Source organism: Streptomyces sp. NPDC041970 (assembly GCF_055588985.1).
In genome coordinates, this window is record NZ_JBVJCD010000026.1 from 25,761 (window position 1) to 46,281 (window position 20,521).

General features: G+C 73.1%; 18 protein-coding genes and 1 pseudogene. 3 read left to right on the plus strand and 16 right to left on the minus strand.

The features are described from left to right. Positions 1 to 53: 53 nt before the first annotated feature. Complete coding sequence (locus tag ACZ6EJ_RS15085; protein WP_469267434.1) at positions 54 to 1,364, minus strand: MFS transporter; 1,311 nt, start codon at positions 1,362 to 1,364, stop codon at positions 54 to 56. Positions 1,365 to 1,435: 71 nt separating this feature from the next. Between ACZ6EJ_RS15085 and ACZ6EJ_RS15090 the strand changes: the two genes are divergently transcribed. Next, positions 1,436 to 2,419 carry a GlxA family transcriptional regulator gene (locus ACZ6EJ_RS15090; RefSeq protein WP_469267435.1) on the plus strand — a complete coding sequence of 328 codons (984 nt, stop codon included), beginning with the start codon at positions 1,436 to 1,438 and terminating at the stop codon, positions 2,417 to 2,419. A 36-nt stretch (positions 2,420 to 2,455) separates the two neighbouring features. Here the strand turns inward: ACZ6EJ_RS15090 and ectA are convergent, their stop codons facing one another. The 7 genes from ectA to ACZ6EJ_RS15125 form a co-directional block, all read right to left on the minus strand. Continuing rightward, entirely contained in the window at positions 2,456 to 2,986 is a 531-nt protein-coding gene (gene ectA / locus ACZ6EJ_RS15095; RefSeq protein ID WP_469267436.1) for a diaminobutyrate acetyltransferase, read from the minus strand. Beyond that, positions 2,983 to 3,387, minus strand: coding sequence for an ectoine synthase (locus ACZ6EJ_RS15100; protein ID WP_469267438.1), 405 nt, complete (start codon positions 3,385 to 3,387; stop codon positions 2,983 to 2,985). Before ACZ6EJ_RS15100 ends, ectA begins: the two co-directional genes overlap by 4 nt. Before the next feature lie 106 nt (positions 3,388 to 3,493). Beyond that, a complete protein-coding gene (locus tag ACZ6EJ_RS15105; protein WP_469267439.1) occupies positions 3,494 to 3,763 on the minus strand; it encodes an acyl carrier protein in 270 nt (89 codons plus the stop codon). 14 nt (positions 3,764 to 3,777) lie between these two features. Beyond that, positions 3,778 to 5,277: a class I adenylate-forming enzyme family protein gene (locus ACZ6EJ_RS15110; RefSeq protein ID WP_469267440.1), complete on the minus strand. Its 1,500-nt coding sequence runs from the start codon at positions 5,275 to 5,277 to the stop codon at positions 3,778 to 3,780. Next, positions 5,277 to 5,744, minus strand: coding sequence for a hotdog fold domain-containing protein (locus tag ACZ6EJ_RS15115; RefSeq protein WP_469267441.1), 468 nt, complete (start codon positions 5,742 to 5,744; stop codon positions 5,277 to 5,279). The genes ACZ6EJ_RS15110 and ACZ6EJ_RS15115 overlap by 1 nt, the downstream gene beginning before the upstream one ends. A 49-nt stretch (positions 5,745 to 5,793) precedes the next feature. After that, entirely contained in the window at positions 5,794 to 6,105 is a 312-nt protein-coding gene (gene acpS, locus ACZ6EJ_RS15120) for a holo-ACP synthase (protein ID WP_469267442.1), read from the minus strand. A gap of 62 nt (positions 6,106 to 6,167) precedes the next feature. Further along, entirely contained in the window at positions 6,168 to 7,415 is a 1,248-nt protein-coding gene (locus ACZ6EJ_RS15125; RefSeq protein ID WP_469267444.1) for a type III PLP-dependent enzyme, read from the minus strand. A 550-nt stretch (positions 7,416 to 7,965) separates the two neighbouring features. Here ACZ6EJ_RS15125 and ACZ6EJ_RS15130 point away from each other — a divergent pair. Further along, positions 7,966 to 8,263 (plus strand): annotated as a pseudogene (locus ACZ6EJ_RS15130) (diaminobutyrate--2-oxoglutarate transaminase); the annotation flags it as partial. A gap of 445 nt (positions 8,264 to 8,708) precedes the next feature. Here ACZ6EJ_RS15130 and ACZ6EJ_RS15135 read toward each other — a convergent pair. The 5 genes from ACZ6EJ_RS15135 to ACZ6EJ_RS15155 form a co-directional block, all read right to left on the minus strand. Further along, positions 8,709 to 9,929 carry a C40 family peptidase gene (locus tag ACZ6EJ_RS15135; RefSeq protein ID WP_469267445.1) on the minus strand — a complete coding sequence of 407 codons (1,221 nt, stop codon included), beginning with the start codon at positions 9,927 to 9,929 and terminating at the stop codon, positions 8,709 to 8,711. A gap of 162 nt (positions 9,930 to 10,091) precedes the next feature. Then, the gene (locus tag ACZ6EJ_RS15140) at positions 10,092 to 12,932 is read right to left on the minus strand and encodes an outer membrane protein assembly factor BamB family protein (protein ID WP_469267447.1); all 2,841 of its coding nucleotides are present in this window, start codon (positions 12,930 to 12,932) and stop codon (positions 10,092 to 10,094) included. Between the two features lie 78 nt (positions 12,933 to 13,010). After that, positions 13,011 to 13,286 (minus strand): hypothetical protein, encoded by a 276-nt coding sequence (locus tag ACZ6EJ_RS15145; protein ID WP_469267449.1) that lies wholly within the window; start codon positions 13,284 to 13,286, stop codon positions 13,011 to 13,013. 4 nt (positions 13,287 to 13,290) lie between these two features. Then, complete coding sequence (locus ACZ6EJ_RS15150) at positions 13,291 to 14,067, minus strand: TetR/AcrR family transcriptional regulator (protein ID WP_469267450.1); 777 nt, start codon at positions 14,065 to 14,067, stop codon at positions 13,291 to 13,293. A 197-nt stretch (positions 14,068 to 14,264) separates the two neighbouring features. After that, positions 14,265 to 15,215: an AurF N-oxygenase family protein gene (locus ACZ6EJ_RS15155; protein ID WP_469267452.1), complete on the minus strand. Its 951-nt coding sequence runs from the start codon at positions 15,213 to 15,215 to the stop codon at positions 14,265 to 14,267. 216 nt (positions 15,216 to 15,431) lie between these two features. On the opposite strand from ACZ6EJ_RS15155, the gene ACZ6EJ_RS15160 reads away from it, so the two are divergent. After that, positions 15,432 to 16,544 (plus strand): ferritin-like domain-containing protein, encoded by a 1,113-nt coding sequence (locus ACZ6EJ_RS15160; RefSeq protein ID WP_469267453.1) that lies wholly within the window; start codon positions 15,432 to 15,434, stop codon positions 16,542 to 16,544. 18 nt (positions 16,545 to 16,562) lie between these two features. Here ACZ6EJ_RS15160 and ACZ6EJ_RS15165 read toward each other — a convergent pair whose 3' ends face one another. The 3 genes from ACZ6EJ_RS15165 to ACZ6EJ_RS15175 are packed head-to-tail and all read right to left on the minus strand — an operon-like array spanning position 16,563 to position 20,510. Beyond that, positions 16,563 to 17,645 (minus strand): amidase, encoded by a 1,083-nt coding sequence (locus tag ACZ6EJ_RS15165; RefSeq protein WP_469267455.1) that lies wholly within the window; start codon positions 17,643 to 17,645, stop codon positions 16,563 to 16,565. Between the two features lie 4 nt (positions 17,646 to 17,649). Then, entirely contained in the window at positions 17,650 to 19,137 is a 1,488-nt protein-coding gene (locus ACZ6EJ_RS15170) for a penicillin-binding transpeptidase domain-containing protein (protein WP_469267456.1), read from the minus strand. Continuing rightward, positions 19,134 to 20,510: an FtsW/RodA/SpoVE family cell cycle protein gene (locus ACZ6EJ_RS15175; RefSeq protein ID WP_469267457.1), complete on the minus strand. Its 1,377-nt coding sequence runs from the start codon at positions 20,508 to 20,510 to the stop codon at positions 19,134 to 19,136. The genes ACZ6EJ_RS15170 and ACZ6EJ_RS15175 overlap by 4 nt, the downstream gene beginning before the upstream one ends. Positions 20,511 to 20,521: the final 11 nt, after the last annotated feature.

A 20,521-nucleotide genomic window follows, 5' to 3' on the forward strand; every position in this document is an offset into this window, starting at 1 on the left:
TTCGACGGCCCACAGGCGGTTCACGGCCTGCCTTCGCCGGGCCGGGTGCGCAGTCACCCCCTCATGGCGGGCGACGCACAGGCCTCCTCGTCGGATTCGGCTGCGCCGGCAGGACGGAGACGGATGACCAGGGACAGCATGGCGGCGGTCGCGCAGAGGGCCGCGAGAGCGAACCAGACCGGGTCGTAGCTGCCGAACGCGTCACGGGCGACGCCGCCGAGCAAAGAGGCGGAGGCGGCGCCGATCTGGTGTGCCGCGTTGGTCCAGCCGAAGACGATGGCGCTGTCGTCACCGTAGAAGGTCCGGCACAGGGCGATGACGGGCGGCACGGTCGCCAGGTCGAGGAGGCCGAAGACGACGACGAAGGCGAGCATCGGCACGCTGACCGTGGCCGTCATGATCAGAGGCAGGCTGATCATCAGCAGGCCGCGCACGATGAAGTAGACGGCGAGGAGCCGGCGGGCGTCCACGCGGTCGGTGAGCCATCCGGAGGCGATGGTGCCGACCACGTTGAAGACGCCGATGAGCGCCAGCAGCGTCGACGCCTCGGTGACGGGCATCCCGTGGTCGTGAGCCGCCGGGGCGAAGTGGGTCCACATGATGCCGTTGGTGGACGCCCCGCAGATGGCGAACGCACCGGCGAGCAGCCAGAACGGACCGGTTCGGGCAGCGCCGCGCAGGACGGTCACGGTGCGGCGGGCGGCGCCGGGAACGGGTGCGGGGCGCGGGATGAAGGTGTCGCTGCCGTAGGGGCGTCGTCCGACGTCGGCGGGGTGGTCGCGCACGACGAGGTGGATCAGCGGGGCGACCCCCAGAGCGGCGAGAGCGAGGCTGACGAGGGCGGGCCGCCAGCCGTAGTGGGCGATGGTCCAGGAGAGGGCGGGCAGGAAGACCATCTGGCCGAGGACGCTGCCGGAGGAGAGGATGCCGGTCACCAGGCCGCGCCGGGTGGTGAACCAGCGGTTGGTGACGGTGGTGCCGAGGGTCATGGAGAGCGATCCGGTGCCCAGGCCGACGAGGAAGCCCCAGAAGAGCGTGAACTGCCAGGCGGCGGTCATCGTGGTGGTGAGCAGTGCTCCGGCGGCGACGGCTCCCAGGGCGGCGACGACGATCCGGCGGATGCCGAAACGGTCCATCAGGGCGGCGGCGTAGGGGGCCGTGAGGCCGTAGAGGACCATGTTCACCGAGGCCGCCAGGCTGATGGAGCCGCGGGACCAGTGGAACTCCTGCCGCAGGGGGTCCTGCAGGATGCCCGGCATGGTGGAGAAGGCCCCGGCGGCGACGATCGCCACTCCGGTGACGGCGGCTACCCACCAGGCGCGGCGCCCGGCGGCTTTGGTGCGGTGGCCAGTGATGTCGTGCATGTCTTCATCCTTCGGTGAGTGCGGGGCGGGAAACCACTGGCCCTTTGGACAGGTAGTGCAAGAATCTGGCCATGACACTGAGTGACGATTCCGTGCACAAAGTCGTTGTCCTGGTCCGTCACGGCCTGCTGCCCATGGAGCTGGGGATCGTGCACCGACTGTTCGGCACGGCGGTGAGCGGAGCCGGGCGACGCCTGTACTCGGTCGTGACCTGCGCTGTGGAACCGGGCGAGGTGTCCACCGACGCCGACTTCACGGTCAACGTGCCGACGGGACCGCGGGCCCTGCGCGACGCGGACACGGTGATCGTGCCGGCCGCGGTCGAGGACTACGGGCCGCAGCAGCGGGGCCTGCTGAGCCCGCCGGTCGCGGCGGCTCTCACGGAGGTGCCGACGACAGCGCGTCTGGCTTCCATCTGCACCGGCTCGTTCGTCCTGGCGGCAGCGGGCCTGCTCGCGGGTCGGCGAGCGACGACGCACTGGAAGTCATGCCCCGAACTGGCCTCCCTCTACCCGGAGATCGATGTCGACCCCGACGTGCTGTACACCGATGACGCGGGGGTCTTGACGTCCGCGGGCGTCGCCGCGGGAATCGACCTGTGTCTGCACATGATCCGCAGCGACCACGGCGCCGACATCGCCAACACCGTCGCCCGCGGCACGGTGGTGCCGCCTCACCGGGAAGGAGGCCAGGCCCAGTACATCGACCGTCCCGTACCCGATGGCGACGACAGCTTCACCGCCGCCGCCCGCGCCTGGGCCGTGGAACACCTCGACGAGGCCCTGACCCTGCAGGACCTGGCCCGCCAAGCCTCGACGAGCGTGCGCACGCTGACCCGCCGGTTCCGTCAGGAGACCGGCATGACGCCGATGCGGTGGCTCGGCCAGCAGCGCCTGCAGTACGCCCGCCGGTTGCTGGAACGCACGGACGAACCTGTGGACCGCATCGCCGCCGCGGCCGGCTACGGGACGGGGACCGCGATGCGCCAGCACTTCCGTGAAGCACTGGGGGTGTCACCACGCGCCTACCGCGGCACCTTCCGCGGAGCACGGTGAGGGTACGCGTGTGGTGACACCGCACCAGGCGGGCCGTCAGGGTTCAGGCGTCGACTCGATGGGCCCGATTCGGTAGAGCACCTCATCGTGGTGCTCATCGGGGAAGAGCGAGGCAGGGAACAGCACCTCGGAGTGGATGGGGGCCCGGTACCGCTTGGCGCACTTCCTCAGCACCATGATGATGGCCTTGTTGTCGGCCGACACGGTCGCCTCGATGTAGCGGGCGCCGTTGCCCACCGCACGTTCGGCGGCCTGCTCGAACAACTGCACCCCGAGCATGGGGATGCCATGGCGCGGCTTCACGGCCTCCTGCCACACCAGATAGGTATCGGGCTGGTCCGGGCGGAAGTAGCCGGTCAGGAAGCCGACGACGTCGTCGCCGAGTGATGCCACGAGGGAGGTCTCGGCGAAGTCGCGGCACCACAGCGTGTAGTAGTACGGGCTGTTGTCGTCGAGTTCGTCCGACTCGTGCACCATCTGCCATATCGCCCGCGCGTCCTCGACACGGGGGGTCCGGTACTCGGGGCGGGCCCGGCGGGCGGTGGAGAGGGCAGCCGGCGCGGTCACGCGGTGGCCTCCTCGATGAGCAGCGGGTAGACGCCGTCCTCGTCGTGATCCTCGCGGCCGGTGACCGGGGGGTTGAACACGCAGACGAAGCGGGAGTCCACGGTGGGGCGCAGCGTGTGCTTCTCGTGACCGTCCAGCAGGTACATGGTGCCGGGGGTGATGAGATGCTTCTCGCCGGTCTCCTCGTTGGTGAGCTCCGTCTCGCCCTCGACGCAGAGGACGGCCTCGATGTGGTTGGCGTACCACATGGTGGTCTCCGTGCCGGCGTAGACGGTCGTCTCGTGCAGGGAGAAGCCGACTCCTTCCTTTGCGAGGACGATGCGCTTGCTCTCCCACGTTCCGGAGCGGGACTTGACGTGCCGGTCAGTGCCTTCGATGTCCTTGAACGAGCGAACGATCATGGCTGCCTCCTCGGGCTCGTGTCGGATTGCGTGTACGGCGGACCGCGCGGACCGCGCGGGCTCGGCGGTCCGGCCGGGGGCCTGTGGTGGCCCGCCCGTGCGTTGTTCAGGCCGCGTCGCGCGTCTCGAGCTGGGCGAGGGCGAAGTCGGTGAAGGTGTCGACGGTCTCGAAGTCGTCGGCTTCGAGTTCCTCGGGGTCCACCTCGAGGCCCAGGGAGTCCTCGAGTTCCATGAGCATCTCGAGCATCGTGGTGGAGTCCAGGTGAAGGTCGTCGAAGAGCCTGGTCCGTCCGGAGAGCTCGGTCATCGGCCGGTCCAGCACTTTGCTCAGGGCCGTCTCCATGGCGGTGGTCACGTCTGTGCGGTTGAGGCTCATCGAACCTGCTCCTCTCATGCGTTCGCGGGGTCGTGGACGAGGTCGGCCAGGGCGTGTCGGTCGACCTTTCCGTTGTGGTTGGTGGGGAGACCTGGAACCGGGACGCAGCGGCGCGGGATCTTGTAGTCCTCGATGAGGCCGTGCATACGGTCCAGCACCTCGGGCCCGTCCAGGTGCGTCACCACAGCCAGTACCGCGGTGTGCCCGGCCCTCGGGCCGGGCGGCAGCACGGCTGCCGAGTCGACGCCTTCGACACGGCGGGCTGCGGCCTCCACCTCGGTGGCGCTGACGCGGAATCCGCGTTCCTTGTAGAGGTCGTCACGGCGCCCCGAGAAATAGAAGTAGCCTTCGTCGTCCATCCAGCCGTAGTCGCCGGTGCGCAGTTCCGGGAAGAGGCCGTCGCGCCGGTGGAAGCGCTCGGCGGTCATCTCCGGGCGCCGCCAGTACCCGGCCATGACGTGAGGGCCGCGGACGACCAACTGGCCGACCTCTCCTGCCGGCAGACGCTCGCCGTCGTCATCGACGGTCAAGACCTCGGTGCCGGGGAGCGCCTTCCCGGACGAGCCGGGCCGCCGGAGGTCGCCGTCCGGCGGCATGATGGTGGCCCGCTTGCATTCCGTGAGCCCGTACATCAACTGCACGCGCAGGGTGGGCATCGCCTCGCGCAGGTCGCTGATGGTCTTCTCGGAGAGAGCGGCGCCGGTGTTGGTCAGGAGACGTAGAGCGGGCTTGTTCTTCGCCCTGCGCACCAGCCAGGCCAGGCGGTCGGAGACGGAGGGCACGCCGGCGAGCACGGTGGCCCGGCTGTCCCGCAGGGCGCGCAGGAGCGGCGGACCGACCTCTGCTACATGGCCCACCCGCAACTGCGCACCGGCCTGAAACGTCAGGAACATCTGGTACATGCCGTAGTCGAAGGACAGGGGGAGAGGGCTGTAGACGATGTCGTCGGCACGGTAGGCGAGACAGGCCTGGATGGCATGGGCGGCGAAGAGCATCTGCTGGTGGGTGCTGACCACCGCCTTGGGCAGTGACGTGGTGCCCGAGGTGTAGATCAGGCACGCGCCGTCGACTCCGAGTGGAGGGTCCGGCAGGCGCGAGCCCTCCGCGGGTGCTGGAGCGTCGCGCAGTTTCCGGGAGGAGAGGACCCGCACGTCGTGTGCTCGTGCTGTGGCGGAGACACCTGGATCGTCGGTCACGACCACAGCGGGTTCGCAATCCCGCAGCACATGCTGGAGCGGGCTGTCCCGCACGTCCTCGTGCAGCACGCTGAACATCGCGCCCGCTCGGGAGGCGGCGTGAACCGCGACCGCGACGGCGATCGCGTCGGGTGAGGAGACGACGACCCGGTCACCGCGCCGGACACCGTGCGCGCGCAGGAGATGCGCGGCATGGCGAGAGGCCCGCGCCAGGTTCTCGTAGGTGATCGCCTCCGAGGCGGTGCTCATGGCACACCGGTCCCGGTGCGCTGCGGCCGCCTCGTCGAGCAGGGAGTGAAGGGTCGGATGCTGGGGCACTACCGTCCTCCTGTCAGCACGGAGTCCATCGCGCTCCGGCGCCGTCCGCCGTCGGGCGACCCGGACCGCCCCGGCTTGGGAACGACGGTCACCGCGTTCGCCGTGCACACCGTGAGGGGCTCGGCCAGCGACTGGGCCGCGCTGGGACTCGTGTGGGAGGAGGCGATGACCTTCCGGGCTTCCAGGGCCACGAAGCGGCGCAGCTTGGTGCTCCGTACGAGCCGGCCCGTGGCTTCGATGTAGTCTCCGGGGCGGACGGGGGCCGTGAAGCGGACGTCGGAGTACGCGGCGAGCAGCCCCTCGTCGCCGTCAGTACGGATGGTGATTTCGGTGACGAGGTCCCCGAACAGGCGCAGGAGTCGTGCGCCGTCGACGAGTTCCCCGCCGTAGTGGGCCTCTTCCTGACCGATTCTGATGCGCAGGTGCGCTGTGACGGCATTCGCGTCACCCTCGGGAGGAGAAGTCATGGATGCGTCATCCTTTCTTCCGTCGCCGACAACGGCAGGGTGGGCCGCATCAGGAGACGAGGGCCACGGCGGCGACCACGTTGTCCTTGTGGGTGATCGAGACCCGCACGGTCTGCCCGGACGCCGCCTCGGCGGCTTCGGCGCGCAGTTCTACGCGTGGTGATCCATCGGCCGCACGACTGATGCGGATGTTGCGTGGTGTGATGCCCTGGAACAGGCCTTTGCCCAGCGCCTTCAGGACGGCCTCTTTGGCGGCGAAGCGTCCGGCGAGGTACTCCAGGCGCCTCTCCTGCCCGAGGGTCCGCGCCTGCTGGATCTCCTCGGGGGCGTAGCAGTACCGCATGAACCAGTCGCGCGTCACCAGGCAGGCCAGTTCATCGCGCCCGAGAACGTCCAGACCTATACCCGGAGGAGCGCCGGGGGTCACGAGGGGTCCTCGAAGACCGCCAGATGCTGGCGGGAGAGCATGTCGTCGGGTGTGTCCCGCTCGCGCACGAGAGTGGCGAGTCCGTCGTGCACGAGGACCTCGGCGGGATAGCCATGGCTGAGGAAGAGTCCGGGCGAGGCCGTCGGACCGTAGGCGCCGGAGCGTTCGACCCCGAGCAGGTCGCCGGGGCGAACCTCGGGGAGCCTCACCTTCTTGGCGATGGTGTCGTTCGGCGTGCACAACGGCCCGGTGACTGTGTAGGTGTGCGTAGGGCGGGCGCCAGGGCGTCCCAGGTGGACGACGGGAAAGTTCCGCTTGACGAAACTTCCTATCCCCACGGCTGCCATATGGTGATTGGTGCCGCCGTCCGCTACCACGAATGATTCGCCCATGGACTCCTTCACGTAGAGCGCCCGTGTCACATAGGTGCCGGCGTCGGCCGTGAGGAATCGACCGAGTTCCATGATGAGCCTGCAGCCGGGGTGGCGTGCACGGAAATCACTCACCGGTCCTTCCAGACCCTTCCCGAGTTCGGTTGTGTCGATCTCCGATTCGTTCTCGAAGTAGGCCACGCCCAGGCCCCCGCCGAAGTCCACGACGGAAAGCTCTATGCCCAAGGTCGCGGCGAGGTCTTCCGCCATGGCCAGGATGTTCAGTGTGTTCACCGCGACATCTCGGTGATCAAGGAATCTGGTTCCCATATAGGCGTGGAATCCCTTGACCTCGACGTGCTTCAGGGAGTGGAGGAGGGCGCCTGCCTCGCGGACCTCTTGTTCGTCGATGCCGAACTGCCGCGGCTTGCCCCCCATCGACAGTCCGGACCCCTTGCTGGGGAAGCCGGGGTTGACCCGCAGCACGACCGGGAACCGGGCCGCTCCCCGAGCGGCGGCCACGTCGTCCAGGAGCTGGAGTTCAGCAAGTGACTCGCAGACCACGGCAGAGATGCCGGCCGAGACGCAGGCTTCGAGATCGGCTCTGCCCTTCCCCGGCCCGAGGAAGATGACGTCGGCCGGGTCCACTCCCGCCCGGAGGGCGGTGATGAGCTCCGTGAGCGAGGAGACCTCCGCCCCTGCGCCCCTGCTGCCGAGCAGGCCGCACACACTGATATTCGGATTCGCTTTCAGCGAGTAGAAGACGTCCACGCCGGTGGGCAAGGCGTCGGAAATCTTGTGCAACTGCCCTTCGAGGGCCTGGGCGTCATACACGAACAGAGGGGTTCCGAATTCTTCCGCGATGTCCTCCACCGCGAGCCCCTGCAGGTGTTTCGCCTGATTTTCTGGCAACTGATCCTCCCGCCCTTCGATCGCGTTCCAAAACCGTAGGGGACAGAGCGGCGAGACGTCACGCGACTGATCGGCGAATCGGCCAGCTTGCGCAGGCGGGGGAGCGTGCAAGCATCTCCATATCTCCGGGGTTCGTTGAGTTATGCACTCCCGCGCTCCATGTGTGATTGACGCCACAAGCGATTTGGGCACCCTCCCGGCAAAGTCGCCGAAGGGGACGGGAGGGGTATGTGAGGCAAATCCTGTCGCAGAACCGATCCGAAGTGTGGCCAGAACTGATCGAAACTGGTTCGGGGTGCGCCATCACCTAGGCGTATACGCCTGGTGCGTGGGCATTGCGTGTCAGCGGAGCAGGGGCGGCTTCCCTCCGCGCCAACGGCGCCCACCAGCGCCCAGGGGGCCTTTCAGCCATCGCACGTGCCCGCAGCCGCAGCCACCGGCCCAGCGATGCCCAGGACACTGATCAGCCCCGCCGACAGCGGTCGCCCAAGGCCCGTGGAGGAGCGTGCAGATGACCATCATCCAGTCCGACCTGACCGTCTTCGAGTCCCTGGAGTCCGAGGTCCGCAGCTGCTGCCGGGGCTGGCTGCCGGGGCTGGCCCACCGTGTTCGACCGCGCCCGGGGCAGTCACCTGTATGACGAGGAGGGCCGTGGCCACCTCGACTTCTTCGCCGGCGCGGGCTCCCTGAACTGCGGCCACAACAACCCCGTGCTCAAGCGCGCCCTGCTCGACTGCCTGGAGCGGGACGGTGTCGCCCACGGCCTCGACATGTCGACGACGGCCAAACGCGCCTTCCTGGAGACCTACTGGTCCGACGGCGACGCGCTGGAGAACCGGACCCTGGCCCGCGGCCTCCAGATCGGCGCTGCCCCGGATCACTGCCGAGCACCGCCCGCACGTCAGGGAGTACCGCGGCCGCGGCCTGGAGTTCCGCGACGAGTGGCGGGCGGGCCGGGTCGCCCGCCGGGGCTTCGGCCGTGGCCTGCTCATCGAGACGTCCGGCCCGCGGAAGGAGGCCGTCGCCTTGCTCCCCGCGCTCACGATCACCCCCGACGAGCTGGACGAGGGCCTTCGCCCTCTCGACCGGGCCGTGCGGGAAACAGGTCCCTGAGCGTCTTCGGCGTCGCCTTTCCGGGGTGAGGGCGGCGGCGGGGGCGCGCCTCCGCGGTCGGGGCTGGGCGGGCTCGGCGGAAGACGCCCGCCGCCCCGGCGGCCGGGCCCGTGTCGCCGACCCGGCCGCCGCGTGTCCGGCTCAGCGGCGGCTCGGGGCCGCGCCGGAGCTGTAGCCCGTGTCGGAGCCGCTCATGGCGCCCTTGGGCAGGGCCGGGGGCCGGTAGGAGCGCAGGGGTGCGCCCTCCGGGTCGGGGCGGACCGCTCCCAGCAGGGGGTTGGAGGCCAGCGGGGAGACCTTCACCCTCGTGCCGGGGCGGGGGGCCTGCACCACCAGGCCGTTGCCGATGTACAGCGCCACATGGGTCGCCTTCGGGAAGTAGATCACCAGGTCGCCGGGGCGCAGCGAGGCGACCGGGACCTTCCGGAGCTGCCGCCACTGCTCCTGCGAGGTCCGCGGGATCGCCCGGCCCGCCGCCGCCCAGGCGCGGGAGGTGAGCCCGGAGCAGTCGAAGGAGTCGGGGCCCTGCGCCCCCCACACGTACGGTTTGCCGATCTGCCGGACCGCGTACGCGACGGCGGCGCCGCCCTGCCGGGTGGGCGTACGGGTGGAGCTGAGCGCTCCGGAGGCGACCAGTTCGCGCTGGGCCGCGTCCACGCCCCGCTGCTCCAGCGCCCCCAGCTCGGCCAGTTGGTCGTCGGAGAGCGTGGCCAGCAGGTCCTCGACCTCCCTCAGCTTGCCGCGCACGGTGTCGCGCTGCTTCTTCTGGCGGGCGGCCAGCTTCTTCTGCCGGTCCAGCGCCTTGCGGGACGCGGCGGCCAGGGTGTCGGCGCGGCGGGCGGCGGCGGTCAGCCGGTCCACCGTCGCCGCCCGGCCCGCGGTCAGGCGCTCGATGACGTGGGCCTGGTCCAGGGCGTGCTGGGGGTCGCGGGCGAGGAGGAGGCGCAGGTACGCGGAGAACTCGGTGCGCCCCTGGTACTGGTCCCGCGCCAGCCGCCCGGCGTCCGCGCGGCCCGCCTCCAGCGCGGCCCGCGCCTCGACCAGGTCCGAGGCCGCCTTCTTCGCCCGCGCGGTCTGCTCCTTCAGCTTCTCGGCGGTGGCGTTGTAGGTCTCGCTCGCCTCCTCGGCCTCCTGGTACCGGGCCTGCAACTCGCGGAGCAGGGCGGCGACGCCGGCGGGCGCCCCGGGCGCGGCGAGAGCGGTCTCGGCGTCCACCTCCGCCTCGTCGCCCTCCTCGGTCCGGCCGTCGGCCTCCCCGGACGGGGCGGGGTCCGGCGCGGCCGGTGCGGCGACGGCGGGGGAGACCGTGAGCGCCGCGGCGAGCGCGGCCGTGCAGACCGCGCGCAGGAGTCTGCCTGACACGACAACACCTCCGTGACGGAGACGGAGCCCGGCAACGGGCTCGTCGATAAGTGAGCGAATCTGATTAATCCGGTCACTTGGCGTCACGGGATGCAAGCACCGCACCGCGTGCCGTCCGGGGGCTCCCCCGGACGGCGGTGCGCTGCGGGCGTGTCGGGGGCCTCAGACCGCCGGGAAGGCGTAGAAGGCCCTGCCCCGCTGGACGACGACCATCCCGCCGACCGCGAGCGTCCGGTACGGGGCGCTGACGGTCGGGCCCTCGGGGGCGGCCGCCCCGATGTCCTGGAACTTCCACAGCCGCTGCCCGTCGGCCGCCGAGAACGCCGTGACCTGGACGGCGTCGGCGGCGATGAGCGTCTTCCCGCCGCCGCTCACCGTGAGGGCCGGGGCGTCGCCGATGCCCGGCACCTCCGTGGAGCGCCGCCACAGGAGGCGGCCGCTCTTCCGGTCCACCGCGCCGACCTGCTGGGTGCGCTCGGTGGTGTGCACCAGCCCTCCGGCGACGACCGGGGTGCCGAAGAACGAACCGGCGCCGCCCGCGACCCGCCAGAGCGGCTTGGTGGTGTCCGCCTCGAACGCCTGGAGGTCCGCGCCGACCGCCGCGTACAGCGTTCCGACCTCGTCGCCCGCGATGCCCGCGACGGGGGAGGCCGTGCCGTACTGCCTGGTCCACAGCGCCTTGCCGGTCCTGCGGTCGAACGAGCGGACGAACCCCTTCCCCTTGGCCGCCCGCACCTCGGCCGCCGTGAGGGTGACCGCCTCCTGCCGTACGAGGACGTCGGCGGCGCGCACGGCGACCACCCGGTACGCGGGCGTGCCGGGGGCGCGGCCCGCGGGCACCGGCGTACGCCACAGCTCCCTGCGCCCCACGATGTCGTACGCGAAGAAGTACGCCTGGACGACCTTGCGGTCCGGGGCCTGCTTCTTGCCCTTCTTCGGCTTCGGGGCCTTCACGGTGACCGTGTGCGCACCGGTGAACCAGATCACCGGCCCGGAACTCCCGGCCAGCCGCCCCACCGCCAGGCCGGGCAGGTCGGCGAAGCCGTCGGTGTACCGCAGCCGATGGACGACCGTGCCGTCCTTCGGCGACAGCCACAGGAACTCCGTGGGGCCCGCCACGAAGCACAGGTCGCCCGCGGCCAGCGCCGCCTGCCCGTTCGCGGCGTCGGGGCGCTGCCACAGCCGCCTGCCGGTCCGCAGGTCCACGGCGCCGGCGCGGCTCTCGCTGGTCACCACGAGCAGTTCGTCCCGCCACAGCGCGGTGGTCAGCGGGGGAGCCTCGGATTCCGGGTGCCGGTAGGTCCAGCGCGGCTCGGGGGCCTGCCCCGGCAGCGTACGGCGGGGCCTCGGCGCGGGCTTCTCGTCCGCGACGACGACGGTGTCCCCGGAACCGAACGCGGCGACCGCGCCCCCGCCCACGACCAGGCCGCCGACGGCGGCGGCCGCGGCGGTCAGCAGGGTCCGGCGGCCGAGGGCGGCGTCCCGCGCCGGGTCCGGGGCGGGAGGCAGCGGCAGCGACACCATCGGGCCCCCGCCCCGCCCGCCCGGCCCCGCGGGGCCGGGGAGCGCCGCGGCCGGGTACGGGGCGGGGCCGCCGTGCGCGCGGCCCGGCCGGGGGCCGACGGCGGCGGGCAGCGCGGGCGGCGCGGACGCGGTGGCCGCGCTCCGGGTCTCCGGCGGCGCGGGCGTGGACGCGCTCCGGGGCGCGGGCAGCGCGGGTGCGGTGGTGGTGGCGGTGGACGAGGCGAGCGGCGGGGCGGGGGCGTGGGACGCGCGGGGGGCCTCGGGCAGCGCGGGCGCGGCGGGCGCGTTACCGGCCTCGGGCAGCGCGGGTGCGGGGGCGGCGCGGGAGGCGTCCGGCGGTACGGGGGCGGCGGGTTCGCTGCCGTTCTCCGGTACTCCGGGCGCGCCGGGCGCGCTACCGGCCTCCGCCACCGCGCTGTCGCCCTCCGGCCGTGCGGTCATCGACGGCGGGAGGGCGGGCCGGGTGGTCGGGCGGTCCGTCCCGGCGGGCCCAGGTCCGGTGGCGAGGACGTGCGCCGGGCCCCCGCCCTCCCCGGCGGCCGGTGCGCCCGCGTCCTCCCGAGGCTCCTCCAGCGCGCGGAACGCGGCCTCCTGGTCCGCGATCGCGGCGAGCAGGCTCTGCGGCAGCCAGCCGCCCCGCGCCAGGGCCGCCGCCCCCTCCAGGGCCAGTTCGGCGGCGACCGCGCCCGCGGCGGGGCGCTCGGCCGGGTCCTTCGCCAGGCAGCGCGCGATCAGGCCGCGCACCGCGTCCGGCACCGCGTCCAGCGCCGGTTCGTCCCTGGCGATCCGGTGGGCCGCCTGGTCGGCCGGGCCCCGCGTGAACGGAGTCGTGCCGGTCGCCGCGTAGGCCAGCAGCAGCCCCAGGACGAACACGTCGGACGCGCCGGACACCTCCTCGCCCGCGATCTGTTCGGGCGTCAGATAGCCCAGTCGCACCGAGAGTTGGCCGCCCGGCCCGGCCTCCGCCTCCGCCGCCGCGCCCAGCGGGCCGAACGCGGTCAGCCGGGGGCCGTCAGCGGCCAGGAGCACCGTGCCGGGGGCCAGGCCCTGGAGCGCCGACCCGGTGGCGTGCACCCGCGCCAGGACCTCGGCGACGCCCGCGCCCAGGACCCGCAGCGCGCGTTCGCGGAGCGGACCGGCGATCCCGACGGCCTCGGCCAGCGGCAGCGCGGGGACGTAGCGCGTCGCCGTCCACAGGGGTCCCGGCTCGGCGGAGCCCGGGCCGGTCGCGTCGCCGCCGTCCAGGAGCGGGGCCACCCAGCCGCCCGCGAGGCGTTCGGCGGTACGCGCCTCCGCCTGGAAGCGGCGCCGGAAGGCCGGTACGACGGCGAGGCCGGGGCGCGCCGCGGTGATCACGGCCGGTTCGCCGGAGGCGGTGTCGCGGGCCGCGTACCGCACGGCGCCGGCCCCTTCGCCGAGGCGGGCCAGCACGGCGAAGCGGCCGAAGCGGCGTGGATCGTCCTGACGCGGCGCCTCCATGGCGCACCCCCCTTGTGACCGTCCCTCGGTGTGACCGCCGATCCTAGGGCCTCGGCCGCCGCCCGCCCCGCCCGCCGCTCAGCCGCCGTTCGCGGGCCTGGACCAGGGCCACTTGGGCTTGCGGCGCTCGCGCCCGCCGGGGGCGTAGGCGTACACCCAGCCGCGGTGCAGACCGAGCCGCCCGGTGGGAGCGGCCGGGACGCGCCGGTAGGCGTGGACGGTGGCGGGGCCGCCGTCCGGGGAGGGCACCGGGACCTCGTACCACTTCGGGGGGTGGCCGGTCGGGCCCAGCAGGACCGGCAGGACCCGGCCGTCCAGCGGGCCGCCCTGGAAAGGGGTGTTCTCGCTCTTCACCCGGTCAGTCTGACGCAGCGGGCGCGGGCAGCAGGTGCGCCGCATCGGCGACCACCGGAATGATCCGCTCCGCGAGCTGCCCGGCCGGGCCCTGGGCCCGCTCCAGGGACAGCAGGTTCTTCACCACCGTCGCGGTCTCCGGGTCGGTGGCGGCGGTCGCCGTGAGCAGGGCCATGAGGTGGTCGACCAGCCAGCCGCGCAGCTCGGCCGCCGCGGGCTGCTTCCGCTCGTCCAGCCAGATCAGCGACGCGGCCTCCACGGAGGCGATCCAACTGCGCACCATCATCCGCAGCCTGGGCCCCGGAGGCGTCCCCTCGACCGCGCCGACCCGGCCGAGGTGGCGCAGGATCTCCTCGGCCGCCGCGCGGCGCACGCCGTCCACGATCGTCGTCGTCCGGGACGTCTCGGCGACGCTGCCGCCGCGCAGCAGGGCGCTGAACCCGGTGGCGTGCTCGTCGACGAAGCGGAGGTAGCGGTCCAGGACGCGGGCGACCCGCTCGGTGGGCGGGCCCACCTGCGGCTCGGTGAAGCACAGCGTCAGCTCGTCGGCGGCCGAGCCGAGCGCGGCCTCGTACAACTGCTGCCGCCCGCCCGGGAAGTAGCGGTAGACCAGCGGTCGGGAGACCCCGGCCGCCACCGCCACCTCGTCGAGCGACACCTCGTCGGGGGCCCGATGGGCGAACAGGCCCAGCGCGGCGAGGAGGAGTTGGGCGCGCCGCTCCCCGACGCTGAGCCTGCGGTACGCGCGGGGCGGCGGCGGGGCCGCGGCGGTGGAGGTCATGGCACCGAGCCTAAGGGCTGCGCCGCGCACGCCGTCAGGTCGCCGCACGGCGCCCGGCGCGGGGACGTCGGCGGACCGGGCGTACGCGCCCGTTCCGGACGCGCGGCGGGACGCCGGGGCCGTCGCCGCGCGGCCGCCGGGGGGCGCGGCGGGGTTCTCGGGGCCGGGGCGGGGTCCGGCTGTTCCGCCCGGCACGGTCAGGCCAGCAGGCCGGAGCGGCGCCAGAGCCTGCGGCCGACGCCGTTCAGCAGGCCGATGTCCTCGAAGAAGTCGGTCAGCCGCTTCGCGCCGGTCTGCATCACCTCGGCGCGGTGGCCGCTCGCCCGCACCTCGGCCACGGCGGCCCGGCGGTCCAGGCCGACGTTCTCGTACACCTGCGGGTTGACGAAGCAGACGGAGAAGACGCGGGCCGCCTCGCCACAGCTCACGCGGGTCAGCTCGCGCTCCCAGCGGGGGGCGGTCACCATCTGGCGGCGCAGCTCCTCGCGGGCGTACCGCACGTGCCGGGCCTCCTCGATCACGTGGATGCGGGTGACTCCGCGGACCAGCGTCTGGACGCGGTCGTCGGGGAAGGTCAGGCGCTGCATCCAGTCCAGGATCTCCTCGCCGAGCAGCGTCGCGGCGAACGAGCCGGGGGTGGTGGAGACGGTCTTCAGGACGCGCGCCAGGTTGTGGTAGACGCGCGGCACCGCGTACGTCGGGGCGCCGCTCCAGTCGATCATGCGGCCGAACATCATCGAGTGCCGGCACTCGTCGGCTATCTCGGTGAGCGCGTAGCGGACGTGGTTGCTGGTCAGCGGCTTGTCGTAGACGTGGCGCACCAGCAGTTGCATCAGGATCACCTCGAACCAGATGCCGAGCGAGGTCAGCGCGGCCGCCTCGTGCCGGGAGAGGTCCAGGCGCTGCTCCGGGGACATCCGGTCCCAGGTGGGGGTGGCGTAGAGCGAGAGCAGCTCCGGCGGCCAGAACCACTTGCCCTCCTCGACGGCCGAGGCCCAGTTCAGGTCGGTGTCGGGGTCGAAGGAGTGCTTGGCGGAGGCCTCGAGCAGGCGCACGGCGATCTGCTCGCGGTCGCGGAGCGGTCCGAGCGCGTCGTGGAGCACGCGCGCGCCGCGCTCGGGCGCGGGGCGATCGGTTGCGGTCGTCATGGCGGGAGCACCTCTCACAGGGCGGAGGGAACAGGGGTTACCGGCGGTCACCTCTTATGAGACTCCGCGTCAGCAAGGGCGTCAATCCCTCGTGCGCGACTTGTTGACCCGGTGTCAACAACGTGTGAACCTGCCCGTGGAGGCGTTCGGCGACCTCGCCGGACCGCCTCCGGCGCCACGGGACCTGTCGAGCCAGTCGAGGCGAAGGAGACGTCCGTGTCCACGCATGACCTCTACACCAGCCCGCCGTCCGCACCGCGCTGGCAGGTCCCCGCCACCGGGGCGGCCCGCTTCACCTGGGAGTACGACGAAGGCCGCGAGCGCCTCCTCGCCCTCTACCGCAAGGGCAAGGACAAGCAGTGGGACGGCGACCGGCGCATCGACTGGTCCCTGGAGGTCGACCCCGCCGACCCGCTCGGCACCCCCGACGAGGCGCTGCCGCTGTACGGCACCCCGCACTGGGCGAAGATGACGGAGCGGGACCGGGGCGAGCTGCGCAAGCACTACACCTCCTGGCAGTTCAGCCAGTTCCTCCACGGCGAGCAGGGCGCGATGGTCTGCGCGGCGAGGATCGTGGAGTCCGTCCCCGACCTCGACGCCAAGTTCTACTCCGCCACCCAGACCATGGACGAGGCCCGGCACGCCGAGATCTACAGCCGCTTCCTGCACGAGAAGCTCGGAATGCTCTACCCCGTCAACGACAGCCTCCAGGGACTGCTCGGCGACACCCTGCGCGACTCCCGCTGGGACATGCCCTACCTCGGGATGCAGGTGCTGATAGAGGGCCTGGCGCTCGCCGCCTTCGGCATGATCCGCGACACCACGACCAAGCCGCTGCCCAAGCAGATCCTCGCCTACATCATGCAGGACGAGGCCCGGCACGTGGCCTTCGGGCGGATGGCGCTGCGCGACTACTACCGGCAGCTCGGGGACGCCGAACGCCGCGAGCGCGAGGAGTTCGTCATCGAGGGCTGCTACCTGATGCGCGACCGGCTCAGCGGCGTCGAGGTCCTGGAGAACTTCGGCATCGGCGGCCGTGAGGCGCGCGAGCTGGTCGAGCACTCGGAGTACCTGCGGCTGTTCCGCAAGCTGCTGTTCAGCCGGATCGTCCCGTGCGTCAAGGACATCGGGCTGTGGGGCGAACGGCTCCAGCGGGCCTACGTGGACATGGGCGTCCTCGAACTGGGCGACTCCGACCTCGACCTGCTCATGTCCCAGGACGAGGAGCTGGCCGAGGAGCTGGACCGCGAGCGCTTCGCCGCCGAGGAGCGGGCGCGGGTGGCGGAGGTGGCCGACGCGATCGAGGAGGGCGGCGCGGCGGCGGCCTGAGGACGGGGGCCGACCCGCTCAGCGCGCCGGGACCGCCGCGGGCAGCGCGTCCTGCACCGCGCGGGCCATGGCCAGCAGCGCCGCGTCGGCCCCGCGCGGCGCGACCAGTTGGAGCCCGACGGGGCAGCCGTCCCGCGTGAACCCGGCCGGCACGCTCGCCGCCGGGTGCCCGCTCAGGTTGAACGGCCACGTCAGCGCCGTCGAGTAGAGCCGGCCCGGCCCCTCGTGGCCGTGCGGCCGGTTGGGCGTGGCCGGGGTCAGCAGCAGGGGCGCGCCGGCGAAGAGGGCGTCGAGGCGTGCGTCGTTGGCCCGCCGGACCCGGACCGCCTCCGGGTCCTCGGGCGACCCGCCCCGTATCGCCTGCCACGCCCGCACCGGGTCGAGCAGGGCGCAGCCGGCGTCCAGCAGGGTGACGGTCCCGGCCGCGACGAGCCGGTCCACCGCCGCGCGGACGACGTCCGCGACCTCCTCGTCCACGTCCGCGTACCCGAGGTCGCCGCTGTAGACGGCGGGCAGCGGCAGGGCGGGGGGCGGGTGCGGCGCGTAGCCGTCCAGCACATGGCGCAGATACCGCTCCGCCCCGGCCGCCGACCGGGCGAGCACCCCGGCCGACGCCAGCCCGGACCGGTCGGGGGAGGGGAGCAGCCCGTTCGTCGTCTTCAGCCCGAACACCCCGCACCAGGCGGCCGGGATGCGGACCGACCCGGCCCCGTCGCTGCCGGTCGCCAGCTCCACCATGCCCGCCGCCACCGCGACCGCCGAGCCCGCCGACGAACCGCCCGGCGTCCGGTCCGCCCGCCACGGGTTGACCGTGCGGCCGTGCGCGCCCTGCCCCCAGGTCTGCCAGTACGTCCCCGGACGGGGCACCGAGGTCGCGCCGACGGGGACGCCGCCCGCCGCGACCAGCCTGCGGGCCGCGAAGGAGCGGATGCCGGAGGGGCCCTTGACGGCGAACGGCAGCCCGCCCAGGGGGAGTCGGCGCGCCGAGGACTCCTGGGCCAGCGCCCGCTCGGGCCAGACCTCGGTGAACGCGTGCAGTGCGGGGTCCAGCCGCTCGATCCGTTCCAGAGCCCGCGCCACGGCGGTCGGCGTCTGCGTCATGGGGTCAGTCTGCCGCCGCGCCCGCGCCGCCGTCCCCCTCGTCCAGTGCGGCTTCCATCACGGCCCGCGCGATCGGGGCCGCGCTGCCGCCGCCGCTGACGTCGGCCCGGCGGGCGGCGGCGTCCTCCACGACGACGGCGACCGCGACGGCCGGGCGCCCGGTGGCGGGGGACTCGGCCCAGGAGACGAACCAGGCGTACGGCGTACCGGAGTTGCCGACGCCGTGCTGGGCGGTGCCGGTCTTGCCGCCGACCCGTACGCCGTCGATCGCCGCGTTCGTCCCGGTGCCGTTCTCCACCGCGTCCACCATCATCCGCTGGAGCCGCACGGCCGTGGACGGGGTCATCGCCCGTGCGTAGGAGCGGGGGCCCTCCTGGCGGACCGTGTCCCCGTCGTGCGTGGTGACCCGGTCCACCAGGTGCGGGCGGCGCAGGTCCCCGCCGTTGGCCACCGCCGCGGCGACCATCGCCATCTGGAGGGGGGTCGCGGTCGTGTCGAACTGCCCGATCGAGGAGAGCGCCACCTGGTCGTCGCTCATCCCGGTGTCGAAGTTGCTCCTCGCCACCCCGGACGGGATGCGCAGCCCGGCGTCGTTGAAGCCGAACCGCCGTGCCGCCTCCACCATGCCGGCCGGCCCCACCTCCACCCCGAGCCGGGCCATCACCGAGTTGCAGGAGATCCGGATCGCCTCGGCCAGCGACGCCCCGGCGCAGCCCTCCGCCTCGTCGGGCAGCTCGGTCGCCGTCCCCGGCAGGACGTACGGCGACGGGGTGTCGGTGGGCGCGTCGGGGTCGGTCACCACACGGGCGTCCAGGGCCGCCGCCGCCGTCACGATCTTGAACGTGGAGCCCGGCGGATAGGTCTGCCGGATGGCCCGGTTGAGCATCGGCAGGTCCTCGGCCGCGTTCAGCCGGGTCCACGCGTCCGTCGCCCGCGCACCGGTCCCCGACAGCCGCTCGGGGTCGTAGGACGGGGTCGAGACCAGGGCCAGGACCGCGCCCGTGGTCGGCTCCAGGGCGGCGACCGCGCCCCGCCGCCCGCTGAGCCCGTCGTACGCGGCGCGCTGGACCGCCGCCCTGACGGTGGTGGCGACGTCGCCGCCGGGCTGCCGGCTCCGCGTGAGGTCGTTCCAGAAGGGCAGCGGCGCCAGCAGCGGGTCGCTGCCGGACAGGACGGAGTCCTCGGCGTTCTCCAGGAGCGTGGCGCCGTACGTCTGCGAGGCGTATCCGGTCACCGGGGCGTAGAGCGGGCCGTGCCGGTAGGTGCGTTCGTACGCGAGCTGCCCGCCCGTCCTCCGGCTCCCGGTGACCGGCCGGCCGTCGACCAGGATGTCGCCGCGCGGCCTCTCGTGCCGGGCGATGGCGTTGCGGCGGTTGGCCGGGTCGTCGTTCAGCGCGTCGGCCTGGAAGAGCTGGACGCGGGCGGCGTTGACGAGCAGGGCCGCGAGCAGCAGCAGGCACAGCGCGGCGGCCCGGCGGATGCAGCGGATCACCGGTCCTCCACCGCCGGCGCGGCGGCCCCGGCCTCCGCCCGGTCCGGGCGGGGCCGGCGGGCGACGTCGCTGAGCCGGATGAGCAGGGCGACGATGATCCAGTTGGTGACGACCGACGAACCGCCCTGGGCGAGGAAGGGCATGGCCATCCCGGTCAGCGGGATCAGTCCCATCACCCCGCCCGCGATCACGAACACCTGGAGGGCCAGGATCGAGGCCAGGCCGATGGCGAGCAGCCGCCCGAACGGGTCGCGCAGCGCGAGCCCCGCCCGGTAGCCGCGCGCCACGAGCAGCGCGTACAGCAGGAAGACGGCGGTCAGCCCGCTCAGCCCCAACTCCTCGCCGGCCGTGGCCAGGATGAAGTCGGACTTGGCGGCGAAGCCGATCAGCACCGAGTGGCCCGCGCCGAGCCCGGTGCCGAGCATCCCGCCCGCGGCGAACGCGAACAGCGACTGGGCGAGCTGGCCCGGACCCCGGCCCGCCTCGATCGAGGCGAACGGGTCCAGCCAGTCCTGCACCCGGCTGTGGACGTGCGGTTCGAACGAGCCGACGACGAAGGCCCCCGCCCCGGCCAGGAGCAGCCCGACCGCGATCCAGCCGGTCCGGCCGGTCGCCACGTACAGCATGATGACGAAGAGGCCGAAGAAGAGCAGCGAGGTGCCGAGGTCGCGCTCCAGCACCAGGACGCCCACGCTCAGCAGCCAGATCGCCGCGATCGGGCCCAGCACCCGCCCGGTGGGCAGTTGCAGCCTCCCGACCGTGCGGCCGGTGTACGCGAGGGCGTTGCGGTTGGCGGCCAGGTAGGCGGCGAAGAACACCGCGAGCAGGATCTTCGCGAACTCGCCGGGCTGGAAGGAGAGTCCGCCGACCCTGATCCAGATCTTCGCCCCGTTCACCGCCGGGAAGAAGATCGGCACGATCAGCAGGGCGAGCGCGGCGGCCACCGAGAGGTAGGCGTACCGCTGGAGCACCCGGTGGTCCCGCAGCAGCACGACGACGGCGATGAACAGCGCCACGCCGAGCGTGGACCAGACGAGCTGGGTGGGCGCGGCCCGGTCCCCCGGAGTCTCCAGGTCGAGCCGGTAGATCAGCACCAGGCCCAGCCCGTTGAGCAGGACGGCGATCGGCAGCAGCAGCGGATCGGCGTACGCGGCCCGGAAGCGGACCGCGGCATGGGCGAGCAGGGCGAGCGTCCCGAGCCCGGCGCCGTATCCGGCGACGTCGGGCGGTACGGCGCCGTCGCGGGTGAAGCCGACCGCCGCGTAGCCGTAGACGGGGACGAGCACGGCCCCGACGAGGAGGGCGAGCTCCACCCCGCGCCGTCTGGGCAGGCGGAGCTCGGGCGGGGGAGCGTCCGCCGTCGTTGCGGTCATGCCCCGCAACG

Bases quoted from the DNA above. Each gene is read 5' to 3' on its own strand.
- ACZ6EJ_RS15085 (WP_469267434.1), bottom strand. From the start codon at position 1,364: ATGCACGACATCACTGGCCACCGCACCAAAGCCGCCGGGCGCCGCGCC.
- ACZ6EJ_RS15090 (WP_469267435.1), top strand. From the start codon at position 1,436: ATGACACTGAGTGACGATTCCGTGCACAAAGTCGTTGTCCTGGTCCGT.
- ACZ6EJ_RS15100 (WP_469267438.1), bottom strand. From the start codon at position 3,387: ATGATCGTTCGCTCGTTCAAGGACATCGAAGGCACTGACCGGCACGTC.
- ACZ6EJ_RS15105 (WP_469267439.1), bottom strand. From the start codon at position 3,763: ATGAGCCTCAACCGCACAGACGTGACCACCGCCATGGAGACGGCCCTG.
- ACZ6EJ_RS15115 (WP_469267441.1), bottom strand. From the start codon at position 5,744: ATGACTTCTCCTCCCGAGGGTGACGCGAATGCCGTCACAGCGCACCTG.
- ACZ6EJ_RS15140 (WP_469267447.1), bottom strand. From the start codon at position 12,932: ATGGAGGCGCCGCGTCAGGACGATCCACGCCGCTTCGGCCGCTTCGCC.
- ACZ6EJ_RS15150 (WP_469267450.1), bottom strand. From the start codon at position 14,067: ATGACCTCCACCGCCGCGGCCCCGCCGCCGCCCCGCGCGTACCGCAGG.
- ACZ6EJ_RS15155 (WP_469267452.1), bottom strand. From the start codon at position 15,215: ATGACGACCGCAACCGATCGCCCCGCGCCCGAGCGCGGCGCGCGCGTG.
- ACZ6EJ_RS15165 (WP_469267455.1), bottom strand. From the start codon at position 17,645: ATGACGCAGACGCCGACCGCCGTGGCGCGGGCTCTGGAACGGATCGAG.
- ACZ6EJ_RS15175 (WP_469267457.1), bottom strand. From the start codon at position 20,510: ATGACCGCAACGACGGCGGACGCTCCCCCGCCCGAGCTCCGCCTGCCC.